Annotated in this window: 12 protein-coding genes; 9 read left to right on the forward strand and 3 right to left on the reverse strand. The window is 70.3% G+C overall.

Annotation, left to right across the window (positions count from 1 at the left end; all coding sequences use genetic code 11):
• Positions 1 to 111 precede the first annotated feature (111 nt).
• The 3 genes from ABZ552_RS11105 to ABZ552_RS11115 all read left to right on the forward strand — a co-directional run bounded on the left by ABZ552_RS11105 (position 112) and on the right by ABZ552_RS11115 (position 3,486).
• Positions 112 to 1,404, forward strand: a complete 1,293-nt coding sequence (locus tag ABZ552_RS11105; protein ID WP_281878324.1) for an NAD(P)/FAD-dependent oxidoreductase — start codon at positions 112 to 114, stop codon at positions 1,402 to 1,404.
• 226 nt (positions 1,405 to 1,630) lie between these two features.
• Positions 1,631 to 2,458 carry a GNAT family N-acyltransferase gene (locus ABZ552_RS11110; protein ID WP_357436643.1) on the forward strand — a complete coding sequence of 276 codons (828 nt, stop codon included), beginning with the start codon at positions 1,631 to 1,633 and terminating at the stop codon, positions 2,456 to 2,458.
• Positions 2,455 to 3,486, forward strand: a complete 1,032-nt coding sequence (locus ABZ552_RS11115) for a lysophospholipid acyltransferase family protein (protein WP_281917609.1) — start codon at positions 2,455 to 2,457, stop codon at positions 3,484 to 3,486. The genes ABZ552_RS11110 and ABZ552_RS11115 overlap by 4 nt, the downstream gene beginning before the upstream one ends.
• 115 nt (positions 3,487 to 3,601) lie before the next feature.
• Here ABZ552_RS11115 and ABZ552_RS11120 read toward each other — a convergent pair whose 3' ends face one another.
• Complete coding sequence (locus ABZ552_RS11120; RefSeq protein WP_357436646.1) at positions 3,602 to 3,958, reverse strand: hypothetical protein; 357 nt, start codon at positions 3,956 to 3,958, stop codon at positions 3,602 to 3,604.
• 464 nt (positions 3,959 to 4,422) lie between these two features.
• Positions 4,423 to 4,758, reverse strand: coding sequence for a hypothetical protein (locus ABZ552_RS11125; RefSeq protein WP_281917611.1), 336 nt, complete (start codon positions 4,756 to 4,758; stop codon positions 4,423 to 4,425).
• A gap of 250 nt (positions 4,759 to 5,008) precedes the next feature.
• Between ABZ552_RS11125 and ABZ552_RS11130 the strand changes: the two genes are divergently transcribed.
• From ABZ552_RS11130 to ABZ552_RS11155, 6 genes are all read left to right on the forward strand, one after another.
• Positions 5,009 to 6,238, forward strand: coding sequence for a cysteine desulfurase family protein (locus ABZ552_RS11130; protein ID WP_357436650.1), 1,230 nt, complete (start codon positions 5,009 to 5,011; stop codon positions 6,236 to 6,238).
• Positions 6,238 to 7,353, forward strand: coding sequence for a tRNA 2-thiouridine(34) synthase MnmA (mnmA, locus tag ABZ552_RS11135; protein WP_281878331.1), 1,116 nt, complete (start codon positions 6,238 to 6,240; stop codon positions 7,351 to 7,353). Before ABZ552_RS11130 ends, mnmA begins: the two co-directional genes overlap by 1 nt.
• A 185-nt stretch (positions 7,354 to 7,538) precedes the next feature.
• Complete coding sequence (locus ABZ552_RS11140) at positions 7,539 to 8,573, forward strand: methionine synthase (RefSeq protein ID WP_357436823.1); 1,035 nt, start codon at positions 7,539 to 7,541, stop codon at positions 8,571 to 8,573.
• Between the two features lie 200 nt (positions 8,574 to 8,773).
• Complete coding sequence (gene ligA, locus ABZ552_RS11145; protein WP_281919520.1) at positions 8,774 to 10,840, forward strand: NAD-dependent DNA ligase LigA; 2,067 nt, start codon at positions 8,774 to 8,776, stop codon at positions 10,838 to 10,840.
• Between the two features lie 68 nt (positions 10,841 to 10,908).
• Entirely contained in the window at positions 10,909 to 11,604 is a 696-nt protein-coding gene (locus ABZ552_RS11150; RefSeq protein ID WP_281878333.1) for an SDR family oxidoreductase, read from the forward strand.
• Complete coding sequence (locus tag ABZ552_RS11155) at positions 11,601 to 12,644, forward strand: S-adenosylmethionine:tRNA ribosyltransferase-isomerase (protein ID WP_357436655.1); 1,044 nt, start codon at positions 11,601 to 11,603, stop codon at positions 12,642 to 12,644. The genes ABZ552_RS11150 and ABZ552_RS11155 overlap by 4 nt, the downstream gene beginning before the upstream one ends.
• Here the strand turns inward: ABZ552_RS11155 and ABZ552_RS11160 are convergent.
• Entirely contained in the window at positions 12,631 to 12,987 is a 357-nt protein-coding gene (locus ABZ552_RS11160) for a hypothetical protein (RefSeq protein WP_357436658.1), read from the reverse strand. The genes ABZ552_RS11155 and ABZ552_RS11160 overlap by 14 nt on opposite strands.
• Positions 12,988 to 13,043 lie beyond the last annotated feature (56 nt).

Consider the following 13,043-nt stretch of genomic DNA (forward strand, 5'->3'; position numbering starts at 1 on the left):
CGGCCTCCTGATTAATTACGAATCGAGATAAGAGTCATCTGAATTATGCGCCCACACACCTGAAATATCCGCCCTCCGGATCGCGGTTCGTAATGAGAGAAGGAGGCTGTCATGCAGTACGTGGAAGCGGGAATCGAAACCGCAGGTGTCGTCATTGTCGGATCGGGGTTCGGCGGGCTCGCCGCCGCCAAGCAGCTGGCCAAGTCGGGGGTGGACTATGTGCTGATCTCCAGCACGCCCGAACATCTCTTCCAACCGCTGTTGTACCAGGTAGCGACGGGTGTGCTCACATCGGAGGAGATCGCGCCGCCGATCGCGGGGATCCTGCGCCGTCATCGCGAAGCCGATGTGCGCCTGGGCACCGTGGTCGACATCGATCCCGACCGCGCCATCGTCACCTACGAGCACGAGGGCGTGCCCCACCGCATCCGTTACGGCTCGCTGATCGCGGCCACCGGCGCGAGCCAGTCCTACTTCGGCCGTGACGACTTCGCCGAGAAGACCTATTCGCTCAAAACCATCGACGACGCGCGGCGGCTGCGCGCGCAGATCGCTCGGGTCTTCGCCGAAGCCGCGCAGGCCGACGAGCAGACCAGGCGCAGGCTGCTCAGCTTCGTCGTGGTCGGCGCGGGCGCGACCGGCGTCGAGGTGGCCGGTCAGCTGAAGGAGCTGGCGAAACGGCATTTCCACCAGGAGGTTTCGGTCACGCTCGTCGAGGGTGCCGGCGAGGTGCTCCCGCCGTTCGGCGGCGGGCTGTCGGAATACGCGAAGAAGTCGCTGACTCGCAGCGGCGTGGACGTGCTGCTCGGCACCTTCGTCACCGACATCGAGCACGGCAAGGTCACCGTCAAGAGCGCCGACGGCGTCGAGCACGCGATCGCGGCGGAAACCGTGGTCTGGTCGGCGGGCGTGCAGGCGGGCGGGTTCGCGAAGATTCTGGCCGAGGCCACGGGCGTGGCGACCGACCGGGCAGGCCGGCTGCTGATCAACCCGGACCTCACCGTCGGCGGCTACGCCGACATCTACGCCATCGGCGACATGACTTCGCTCAACGGCTACCCCGGCCAGTCGCCGGTGGCCATGCAGGAGGGCAGGCACGCCGCCGACATCATCCGCCGCAAGAAGCAGCCCGGCACCCCCTTCACCTACTGGGACAAGGGCAGCATGGCGGTGATCAGCCGGTTCAGCGCCGTGACGAAGCTCAACGACCGCATCACCTTCCGCGGCTTCGTCGCCTGGGTCATGTGGCTCGCGGTGCACCTGTTCTACCTGGTCGGCTTCCGCAACCGCTTCGCCGCGGTCGCGTCCTGGCTGGTCGCGTTCATCTTCACCGGACGCCCCGGTTTCGCCGAAGAGGACACGACCCCGAAGAAGGTACGCGCCGAGGAGAGCCGCGCCGCTTGATTGCTTCCCGTACCTGAGGAATCGCGCCGCTCTGAGACGGGAGTGGCGCGATCCGTCGGGGATCGGCCGTAACCGCATGGGGGAAGCGGTCGCGATGCCGAGGGGCGAACGCGGTGGAACCGTTCGGTGAACGCTCGGTGTGACAGCCGTCTCGTTCACCCAACCGGCATCGTCGCGACACTTCGAGGTTGCTGCGGCGCATTGTCGAGCTGGCTTCATCATGGATATGACTATTTCGTCCGTGCTGACAGCCCCGGCTCGACCGACGGACTCCGGGGAGGGACGGTCGCGCTACTCGCTGGTGGTTTCCTCCGATCTCGACCACCGCGTCGCCGCGCAGCGCCTGCGATACAACGTCTTCGCCAACGAGCCGGGGTTCCGGATCCCGGACGCCGGTACGGGTTTGGACGCCGACCGTTTCGACGAGCACTGCGATCACATGCTCGTGCGCGACGACGCCACCGGCGAGTTCGTCGGCTGCTATCGAATGCTGCCGCCGGACAAGGTCGCCGCGGCGGGCGGGTACTACACGGCGACGGAATTCGATCTGGCCCAGCTGGACCCGGAGGGCATGCGGATCGTTGAGATGGGCCGCGCCTGCGTGGTCCCCGATCACCGCAACGGCTCGGTGCTCACCCTCATGTGGGCGGGCATCCTGCACTACATCCAGCTCACCGGCTACGAGTGGGTCATGGGCTGCGTGTCGGTGCCGATGCAGGACACCCCGGCCGACGCGCCCGGGGTGAACGTGCGCGGCGTGCGCGATATGCTGCTCGGCCGGCACTCCTCCGACCCGGAGCGCCGGGTCCACCCGTACAACCCGGTGATCGTCGACGGCAAGGCCCTGGACGAGCTGGCGCCGCCGTCGCGGCCGAAACTCCCCCCGCTGGTACGCGGTTACCTGCGGCTGGGCGCGGAGATCTGCGGCGAGCCCGCCCACGATCCCGCATTCGCGGTCGCCGACTTCGTCGTGTTGCTCGGGCTGAACACGATCAACACCCGCTACCTCAACCGGCTACAAGACGCCGCCGCGTCGTTCGACGGGGGACGGTGAGGACCGTGGTCTTCGACGCGCCACCCGCCACGTCCACCGCGCACGCATGGATGCCGTCGAGCCCCTGCGGCCCCGGCTGCCTGGATTCGATCGATGAGGTCGGGTCGGCGCGGGTGCTCGCCCGCCTGGCCGGGGTCGCCGGACTGCTGCTCAGCTTCCCGGTCGCGAACGCGGTGACACCGCGTGGCCGGCGGGTTTCGTTGCACCGCGGCTATGCGCACTTACTGCTCGGCTGTCTGGGCATGCGGTTGCGCATTGTCGACAACCGGGGGGCCGTGGAAGAGCGCGGTGTCGTCGATGAGGGCGACGCCGCGCTCGTATCCGCCGGGTTCGGGACCGGCGCCGGCGGTGTGCTGGTCGTCACCGGGCATATCGGCTGGACCGATATCGTCGCGCTGGCCTCGGTGCAGCCGCTCGGCTTCGTGGCGCGTGCGGACATGGTGGACTGGCCGCTGATCGGCAGACTCGCCAAGCTGATGCGGGTGATTCCGATCGAGCGCGAGAGTCTGCGGCAGCTGCCCGGCGTGGTGACGGCGGTCGGAGCGCGGCTGGCCGCGGGCGACCGGATCGGCGTCTTCCCGGAAGGCACAACTTGGTGTGGCCGGGCTTACGGCACTATGCGTCCCGCGTTGTTCCAAGCGGCCGTGGACACCGGCACTCCGGTGCAGCCGGTGCGGTTGCGGTACCTGGACCGGCACGGCGTGCAGTGCACGGTGCCCGGTTTCGTCGGCGTCGACACCTTCGCCTCCTCCGCGCGACGGGTGCTGCGGTCGCGTGGCATGGTCGCCGAAGTGGTGCTGGAGCCGGTCCAGCGGCCCGGCGACGACCGGCGCGAGCTGGCCCGCCGCTGCGAGGCGGCCATCCGGGGTACCGCGTCGTCGCACCGTGGTGCGGCGGAAGCGACGGAGTGGATCGAGGCGGGGCACACCCGCGTGCAGGACCCGTCGGTCGCCGCCGACGCCCCAGAGGTGCGCAGGCCACGCCGCCGCCCGATGCTGCGCGGTCGCCGCACCGCAGCCGCGCAGTAGGCGCTGAACGCGCAGCCGGGGTTCGTGGCGCGGCATGTTGCGCGATAGCCCGATCCCGGCTTCGTCACCGTTCGCCCGTGGCTGTCCTCAGAATCCGCGCCCCCGGAGGGGAAACTCAGAATCCGCTGCCCGTGGGCGGCCGGAACCCGGGGCGCACACCGGGCCTGTCCTGGTCCCGGTCTTCCTGGCGGTCACGGCCGAGGAGCCAGTCGTCGTCGCAGTCGGGATCCCGGTTGTGGTCGTGGAAGCGGCCGTGGTCGTGGAAGCGGCCGTGGTCGTGGATACAGCCGTGGTCGTGGAAACGGCCGTGGTCGTGGAAACGGCCGTGGTCGTGGAGATCGGCGGGCTCGAGCACGATCGGGTCGGCGAGCGCGGGCACCGCGACGGCGGCGACCGGCATCACAGCGAGTACGGACGCGGCCGCGGCACGTGCCAGCACATGTCGCGTAAGTCCCTGCGGGCGTCGGTCCATCGGGAACTTCCTCTCATGGATTCGTCCGGTAGTCGGCCGCTCGGCACACCGGCCTGGGCCGCACGGGAAACGGACGAGCAGCGATGAATTCGTCCGACAACGTATCGCTGTTCGACGGTTCGCTTAATAGGTGAAAACCCTGAAATCTACCGCCGACAGGGGTATTCGACGGGAAACTGAACCGGAATCGCATCCCTCGCGTGGCTGTGAGCAGGGGGCAGCGCGTCGACGCTGCGCGGATCGGTGCGCGCCGCCCGGCGGCGACTGGAGGAGGCGCGCGGGTCGATCGCCGCCGACGGAGTAGCAGCCGTGGAAACCCGCGCACACGGCCGGGCTCGACCACCACGCACCCCTGAGGCTCGCTCTGTATCACCCCATGGTCGTGAGCACCCGCGTCGAGTGGTGACGCGCTGCATACGATTCCGGGGCGAGCCGATGTCGGCCCGCCCCGGAAAAGGGGAAACTCAGAAACCGCTGCCCGTGGGCGGCCGGAATCCGTGGTGCCAACCGGGCCTGCCGTGGTCCCAGTCGTCGTGGCGGTCCCGACCGCGGAACCAGTCGTCGTGGCGACCCCGATCCCAGTCGTTGTGCCGCCCGTTGTTCCAGCCGTCGTGACGGTGACCGCCGTGGCCGTGCCCTGGGCGGCCGTGCGCCGCGTCGACCTGGTCGGGGGTCTCGAGCACGATCGGGTCGGCGAGCGCGGGCACCGCGACGGCGGCGACCGGCATCAGGGCGAGTACGGACGCCGCGGCGGCGCGTGCCAGCACACGTCGCGTACGTCCATGGGTGCGTGGGTCCATCGGAACTTCCTCACTCATCGATTCGTCCGGTAGTCGATCGCTCGGCGCTCCGGCCGGGAACCCGTTCGGGAGCGAGCGGGACAGCGATCAATACACTGGATAACGTACCGCTGTTTAGCGGCACATTCAATAGGTGATTACCCTGAGATTCAGTCGCGTACTGGTGCATTCGGCCCGGAATCGCACCCCCCGCGGGCGCGCGAGCAGGGGGGAATAACCGGCAGACGGTGACGGCTATCCTTAACTGGTCATGAAGTCGGCTTTTTCGGGCCCGGTCAACGGTGCTGCGCCCCAGACGGTCTACCTCGATCACGCGGCCACCACACCGATGCTGCCCGCGGCCATCGAGGCGATGACGGCTGCCCTGCGCACCACGGGCAACGCGTCGTCCCTGCACGGATCGGGGCGCGCGGCCCGGAGGCTGCTCGAAGAAGCGCGCGAGTCGATCGCCGCCGACCTGGGCGCCCGGCCCTCGGAGGTGGTCTTCACCTCCGGCGGCACCGAGAGCGACAATCTGGCGGTCAAGGGCATCTTCTGGGCGCGCCGCGACGCCGATCCGCGCCGGACCCGGATCATCGCCAGTTCGATCGAGCATCACGCGGTGATCGACGCGGTGGAGTGGCTGGAGCGGCACGAGGGCGCGCAGGTCACCTGGCTGCCGGTGGACGCCGAGGGCGTGGTCTCCGCCGGCGTGCTGCGCGCCGCGCTGGCCGACCAGCCCGACGATGTCGCGCTGGTCACCGTCATGTGGGCGAACAACGAGGTCGGCGCCATCCAGCCGATCGCCGAATTGGCCGCCGTGGCAGCCGAATTCGGCGTTCCGATGCACAGCGACGCGGTACAGGCGGCGGCGCAGCTGCCGATCGACTTCGGCGCGAGCGGGTTGTCCGCGGCCAGTTTCGCCGGGCACAAGGTCGGCGGCCCGCACGGTGTCGGAGTGCTGCTGCTCGGCAGGCAGGTGCCGTGCGTGCCGCTGCTGCACGGCGGCGGCCACGAGCGCGACCTGCGGTCCGGCACCTCCGACACGGCGGCCGCCCTCGGCCTGGCCGCGGCGCTGCGCCAGACGGCGAGCGAACTTCCCGACCGGGCCGTCGAGCTGGTCGCGTTGCGCGACGCGTTGATCGACGGGATCCGCGCGGCGGCGCCCGACGCGGTGCTGAACGGCCCGTCCGGCGAGCGGCGTCTGCCCGGCAACGTGCACGTCACCTTCCCCGGGTGCGAGGGGGATTCACTGCTGATGCTGCTGGATGCGGCGGGGGTCGAATGCTCGACCGGTTCGGCGTGCACCGCGGGCGTCGCCACGCCCAGTCACGTGCTGATCGCCATGGGCGTCGAGCCTCGGCAGGCGCGCGGATCGCTGCGCTTCTCGTTGGGCCACACCTCGACGCGGGCCGACGTGGACGCGCTGCTGGAAGTATTGCCCCAGGTGGTGGAGCGGGCCAAGGCCGCGGGCCTGGCCGGTGCGAAAGGAGGTGTCTGATGCGGGTACTCGCCGCGATGAGCGGTGGTGTGGATTCGGCCGTGGCGGCGGCGCGTGCCGTCGACGCCGGTCACGAGGTGGTCGGCGTGCATCTGGCGCTGTCGGCGACACCGGGCACGCTGCGCACGGGGTCGCGCGGCTGCTGCTCGAAGGAGGACGCCGGTGACGCCCGCCGCGCCGCCGACGTGCTGGGCATCCCCTTCTATGTCTGGGATTTCGCCGACCGCTTCAAGGAAGACGTCATCGATGACTTCGTCGCGGCCTACGCGGCGGGCGAGACGCCGAATCCGTGCCTGCGCTGCAACGAGAAGATCAAGTTCTCCGCGCTGGCCGACCGTGCGGTGGCGCTCGGCTTCGACGCTGTGGTCACCGGGCACTACGCGCGGCTCGCGGACGGTGTGCTCCGCCGCGCCGTCGACGCCGACAAGGACCAGTCCTACGTGCTGGCGGTGCTGACCGCGCAGCAGCTTTCGCGCGCGATGTTCCCGGTGGGCGACACCCCCAAGCCACAGATCCGCGCCGAGGCGGCCGAGCGCGGCCTCGCCGTCGCGAACAAGCCGGACAGCCACGACATCTGCTTCATCCCCTCCGGCGACACCCGTGCCTTCCTGGGCGCGAAGATCGGTATCCGGCCCGGCGCGGTCGTCGACGCCGACGGTCAGGTGCTCGCGCGGCACGAGGGCGTGCACGGGTTCACCATCGGCCAGCGCAAGGGATTGGGGTTGCCGGGTCCCGCCGCCGACGGCAAGCCGCGATACGTCACCGGCATCGACCCCGATTCCGGCACGGTCCACGTCGGTTCGGCCGATGACCTGCGGGTCTGGACGGTCGAGGCGGAGCGCGCGATCTGGACGTCGGGTTCCGCGCCGAGCGGACCGATCGAGTGCGTGGCGCAGGTGCGCGCACACGGCGGCACCGCGCCCGCGGTGGCCGAGGCGGTGGGCGACGGACTGACCGTGCGGCTGCGTGAGCCGCTGACCGGTGTGGCGCGCGGCCAGGCCGTGGTGCTCTACCGGCCGGATCCCGAAGGCGACGAGGTGATCGGCAGTGGGACCATCTCCGGGACCGTGCGCGAGCCCGTCGCGAGTGAAGCGGGGGCCGAGTCGGCGCGGTGATCCGGCGCGCGCCGCGGCATCCGGTGCCGTCCTTTCTCGCAGCCCGACGCGGCGTTCGGACTGAAGACCCTGTGTAGCCGTCGAGACGACGGATCCCGTAATGGCGGAATCGAACGGACGGAGGTACGGCAGCGGTGTACGAGACCGGCGCGGAGGACGCGGCTCGAGACAGTGGGACGGACGTGGTGACCGAGCCGGTGCGCGTGCCGGGCGGGATCGCCACCGGGGTCGGCTCCTGGCCGGGCACCGACCCGCGCGAGGCCGCCGCGACCATCGTCGGTGAACTCGGCGAGTTGCCGCACCTGGTGGAACTGCCGGCTCGCGGTGCGGGCGCGGACCTGATCGGCCGGGCTTCCGCGCTGCTGGTCGACCTGCGCTTCGACACCACGCCCAGGGGCTACCGGCTCGCGCCCCGTCCGGGCGCGGTCGCGCGCCGGGCGCACGACCTGCTGCGAACCGATCTGGACGCGCTCGAGGAAGCGTGGGAGACCGCCGGTCTCTCCGGCCGCAACCGTCGGGTGAAGGTGCAGTCGGCGGGCCCGCTGACCTTGGCCGCGCAGGTCGAGCTGCCCGGCGGACATCGCGTGCTCACCGATCCCGGTGCGGTGCGTGACCTCTCGGAATCCCTGGCCGAAGGTTTGGCGCAGCACGTGGCGGAGGTGCGCAAGCGGCTCGGCGCGCAGGTCGTCCTGCAGTTGGACGAACCGTCGCTGTCCGCGGTGCTGGACGGCTCACTGCGCGGGGTGAGCGTGCTGAACACCGTGCGGGCGTTGCCCGAGCCGGAAGCGCTGGCCGTCCTGGACACGGTGCTCACCGCTCAATCCGCGCCGGTGCTGGTGCACAGCTGCGCCGAGCCGCCCGCGCTCGGCCTGCTGCGCCGCAGCGTCGCCGCTGCGATCGGCTTCGACCTGAGCACCATCGGCACGGCTCGACTCGACGAGGTCGGAGAGGCCCTGGAAGCGGGCAAACACCTGGTGCTCGGCGTCGTGCCCATCGAGGCGCCCGCCTCGGCGGTCACCTGGCGGACCTTCGCCGAGCCGGGGGTGCGGCTGATCGATCGGCTCGGCTTCGGCCGTCGCACGCTGGCGCAACGGATCGCGGTCAGCCCAGCATGCGGACTGGCGGGCGCGCCGCTGGAGTGGAGCAGACGAGCGCTGCGTTTGACCGCCGACGTTGCGCGCGCGTACGCCGAAGAATTCGAAGAGCTTTCATTCGCCTGACGTCGCCGCGCGGGAACGCGAATTGCCGCGCCGCACGTCGGAACCCTCGGCTCGCGCCGGGTAACGGACCGGCCGGATTTCGTGTGCTCCGGGGCAGCGACGTGCGCGAACACGGCGGCTCACTGTCGGTGGCCTCCGCTAATGTGCGATGGGTGAGTGACAGCGACAGCGCGGCGGCCCCGGCGACGGCAGAGCAGCGGGTGGAGTGGCAGCGACTCGCGGACGAGGTGCGTGAGCATCAGTTCCGCTACTACGTCCGGGACGCGCCGATCATCTCCGACGGCGAGTTCGACGCGCTGTTGCGGCGGTTGCAGGCCATGGAGGACGAACATCCGGACCTGCGCACGCCGGATTCGCCGACTCAGCTCGTCGGCGGCGGCTTCGCGACCGATTTCACCGCTGTCGATCACCTCGAGCGGATGCTGTCGCTGGACAACGTGTTCGACATCGACGAGCTACGCTCCTGGGCCGCCCGGGTGGAGGCGGAGACCGGGCCGGACCTGCACTACTTGTGCGAGGTGAAGATCGACGGCGTCGCGCTGAACCTCGTCTACCAGAACGGGCGGCTGGTGCGCGGCGCCACCCGAGGCGACGGACGCACCGGCGAGGACGTGACGCTCAACGCGCGCACCATCGACGACATCCCCGGCGAGCTGACCCCCAGCGACGAGTTCCCCATCCCGCGGCTGCTGGAGGTCCGCGGCGAGGTGTACTTCCGGCTGGAGGACTTCGAGACGCTCAACGCCGCCATCGTGGCCGAGGGCAAGCCGCCCTATGCCAATCCGCGCAACACGGCGGCCGGTTCGCTGCGTCAGAAGGATCCGTCGGTCACCGCGCGGCGCAGGTTGCGCATGATCTGCCACGGCTTCGGCCGCATCGAGGGTTACACGCCGACCTCGCAGTACGAGGCGTACCGCGCGCTCGCCGCGTGGGGCCTGCCGGTGTCCGAGCACACCAGGCGGGTGCAGGGCATCGACGCGGTGATCGAGCGGGTCGCCTACTGGGGGGAGCACCGGCACGACATCGAGCACGAGATCGACGGCCAGGTCATCAAGGTCGACGAGACCGCGCTGCAACGCCGTCTCGGCTCCACCTCGCGCGCGCCGCGCTGGGCGATCGCCTACAAGTACCCGCCCGAGGAAGCGACGACCAAGCTGCTGAACATCCAGGTGAACGTCGGCCGCACCGGCCGGGTGACGCCGTTCGCGGTGATGGAGCCGGTGTCCGTCGCGGGCTCCACGGTCGCGATGGCCACCCTGCACAACGCCGCCGAGGTCAAGCGCAAGGGCGTACTGATCGGTGACACGGTCACCATCCGCAAGGCGGGCGACGTGATTCCCGAGGTGCTGGGGCCGGTGGTGGACGCGCGCCCCGAAGACGCGCGGGAATTCGTCATGCCGACGCACTGTCCCGAATGCGGCACCGAACTGCGTCCGGAGAAGGAGGGCGACGCCGACATCCGCTGCCCGAACCAGCAGTTCTGCCCCGCTCAGTTGCGCGAGCGCGTCTACCACGTGGCCGGGCGCGGCGCCTTCGACATCGAGGCCCTCGGTTACGAAGGCGCGATCGATCTGCTGAAGTCCGGCGCCATCACCGACGAGGGCGACCTGTTCGACCTGGACGAGGCGACATTGCTCACCACCTCGCTCTACGCCAACAAGAACGGTAGCCTCTCCGCCAACGGCAAGCGGCTGCTGGAGAACCTGGCCGTGGCCAAGGACCGGCCGCTGTGGCGGGTGCTGGTCGGCCTGTCCATCCGGCACGTCGGCCCCACCGCGGCGCGCGCGCTCGCCGCCGAATTCGGCAGCTTGGACCGCATCGAGGCGGCATCGGGAGAGGAATTGGCCGCCGCCGACGGCGTCGGCCCGACCATCGCGGCCGCCGTGGCGGAGTGGTTCACCGTCGACTGGCACCGCGCCGTGGTGGCGAAGTGGCGGGCCGCGGGCGTGCGGATGGAGGACGAACGCGACGAGTCCATCGAGCGCAACTTGGAAGGCTTGTCCATCGTGGTGACCGGTTCGCTGCAGGGCTTTACCCGCGACGGCGCCAAAGAGGCGATCCTGAGGCGCGGCGGGAAGGCCGCGAGTTCGGTTTCGAAGAAGACCGCGTTCGTGGTGGTCGGGGACGCGCCCGGCTCCAAGGCCGCGAAGGCGGAGGAACTCGGCGTGCCGATCCTGGACGAGGAGGGTTTCCAGCGGCTGCTGGCGGGCGGGCCCGATGCGGTCGCGCCGGAGACGGCGGCGGAGGACGCCGACGCCGAGGAGTGAGCGGCCCTTGACCTGAAGACACGTTGAGGTATGAGGATCGTCTGGGAGGCGACTACCAGGAGGTCATCATGTCTGGTCCTACCGCACTGATCACCGGCGCGTCGGCCGGATTCGGCGCGGCGCTCGCGCGGGCGCTGATCGAACAGGGGTGGCGGGTACTGGGGACCGCGCGTCGCGCCGACCGGTTGACGCGCGTGGCCGCCGCGATGGGCTCCGCGTTCGTCCCGGTCCCGGGTGACGTCACCGATCCGGCGGATCGTGCGCGGCTGGCGGAGGCCGCGCGCGAGGCGGGCGAGCTCGATCTCGTGGTGAACAACGCCAGCCGCCTCGGGCCGAGTCCGCTGCCTCGCCTCGCGGACTATCCGCTGGACGAATTGGAGCGCGTACTGCGCACCAATGTCGTAGCGCCGCTGGCGGTTCTGCAATTCGCGCTGCCGCTGTTGCGCTCCGGCGGCGTCGTGGTGAACATCAGTTCCGACGCCGCGTCGGAGCCGTATCCCGAATGGGGCGGATACGGATCGTCGAAAGCGGCGCTCGACCAGCTCACGGCGATTCTCGCCGCGGAGCGTCCGGACCTGTCGATCTACGCTTTCGATCCCGGGGACATGCGCACCGAGATGCATCAGGCGGCGTTTCCCGGCGTCGACATCTCGGATCGGCCCGCGCCGGAGACGGTGGTGCCGACGCTGCTGCGGCTGCTTGCCGAGAAACCCAGGAGCGGGCGTTACGCCGCAGCGGATTTCGTCGCCGGGCGGACGTCGTGACGGTGCGCACCACCCTGCCGTTCTTCGACCTGTCCCCGGAACGAGATGCCGCCGCCCCACCCGAGGCGCGGGGTATCGCGCGCGACGACGTCCGCCTGCTGGTCGCCGATCCGGAACTGACCCACTCGCTGTTCCGCGAGCTACCGGACCGGCTGCGCCCCGGCGACCTCCTGGTGGTGAACAATTCGGCGACCATGTCGTCCGCGGTCGACGCCACTTTGCGCGGCGAGCCGGTCGTGCTGCACTTCTCGACGTGGCTGGACGACGGTCGCTGGATGGTGGAGGTCCGGACGCCGCAGCGCACTCCTTATCCGGCCGAGCGGCTCTCGTCCGGGACCGTGCTGGGATTGCCGGATGCCGCGGCGACTCTGCACGCGCCCTGGCTCCCCGGCGGTCGGCGTCTCTGGAGCGCCGACGTCACCACCGACGTGCCTCGACTGCTGGCCGCCCACGGCCGTCCGATCACGTATTCCTATATGCCGCAGCGATGGTCGGCCTCGTACTACACGACCGTCTTCGGGCGGGTCCCGGGCAGTGCGGAAATGCCCAGTGCCGCAAGGCCCTTCACCGAGCGTCTGGTGCTGGATCTGATCGCCGGGGGTGTCGCTCTCGCGCCGATCACGCTGCACACGGGCGTCTCCTCGCCCGAGGCAGGGGAGCCGCCGAGCCCGGAGCGCTTCGTCGTCCCGGCTTCGACGGCGCGGCTGGTGAACGCCACGAAAGCCGCGGGCGGACGCGTCGTCGCGGTCGGCACGACGGTGACGCGGGCGCTGGAGACTGCCGCCGACCCGTCGGGCCTGGTCCACGCCTCGCACGGATGGACCGACTTGGTGCTCGGAGCGGAACGACCGGCTCGTGTGGTGGACGGTCTGATCACAGGTTGGCACGCCCCCGGCGCGTCCCACCTGGATCTTTTGGTGGCGGTGGCTGGGGAGGAGACCGTCGCCGCCGCCTATGCCGCTGCCGTGGACACCGGCTATCTGTGGCACGAGTTCGGCGACAGCGCCCTGCTGTTCGGCAGCCGGCTCAGCTCACCGTGACCGTGGCGCCCAGCTGCCCGGCGATGTCGAATCGTCCGCAGCGGCCGTCGCTCAAATCGAGCTTCTGGGTGATGATCTTCCCGCGGCGATTCTTGAACGTCGCTTCGGCGGTCACGTCGGCGCTCGCCGTGGAGCACACCTTCGACACCACGCCGGGCGGGTCGTAGCTGACCGTCCCCCCACCTTGGCAGGTGTTCGTGCTGTTGGCCAGGAACACGCGCGCGGAGCCCTCCGGGCACGGCGCGTCCGCCACCGCCTCCGGCGCCGCGACCAGCGAGCCCAGCGCGAGCGCGGCGACGACGGAGCTTCGAACCACCAGACGACGAACCGTCGATCCCATCATCAACCCTCATCCCATCGAACAACTTCGGCAGTACGCCACGGCGAAACCGCAGCGTG

The organism is Nocardia sp. NPDC019219, assembly GCF_040632645.1.
In the GTDB taxonomy this organism is placed as follows: Bacteria; Actinomycetota; Actinomycetes; order Mycobacteriales; family Mycobacteriaceae; genus Nocardia; species Nocardia sputorum.

Coding starts and splice junctions, on each gene's coding strand:
- ABZ552_RS11105 (WP_281878324.1), top strand. CDS start 112: ATGCAGTACGTGGAAGCGGGAATCGAAACCGCAGGTGTCGTCATTGTC.
- ABZ552_RS11110 (WP_357436643.1), top strand. CDS start 1,631: ATGACTATTTCGTCCGTGCTGACAGCCCCGGCTCGACCGACGGACTCC.
- ABZ552_RS11120 (WP_357436646.1), bottom strand. CDS start 3,958: ATGGACCGACGCCCGCAGGGACTTACGCGACATGTGCTGGCACGTGCC.
- ABZ552_RS11125 (WP_281917611.1), bottom strand. CDS start 4,758: ATGGACCCACGCACCCATGGACGTACGCGACGTGTGCTGGCACGCGCC.
- ABZ552_RS11130 (WP_357436650.1), top strand. CDS start 5,009: ATGAAGTCGGCTTTTTCGGGCCCGGTCAACGGTGCTGCGCCCCAGACG.
- mnmA (WP_281878331.1), top strand. CDS start 6,238: ATGCGGGTACTCGCCGCGATGAGCGGTGGTGTGGATTCGGCCGTGGCG.
- ABZ552_RS11150 (WP_281878333.1), top strand. CDS start 10,909: ATGTCTGGTCCTACCGCACTGATCACCGGCGCGTCGGCCGGATTCGGC.
- ABZ552_RS11160 (WP_357436658.1), bottom strand. CDS start 12,987: ATGATGGGATCGACGGTTCGTCGTCTGGTGGTTCGAAGCTCCGTCGTC.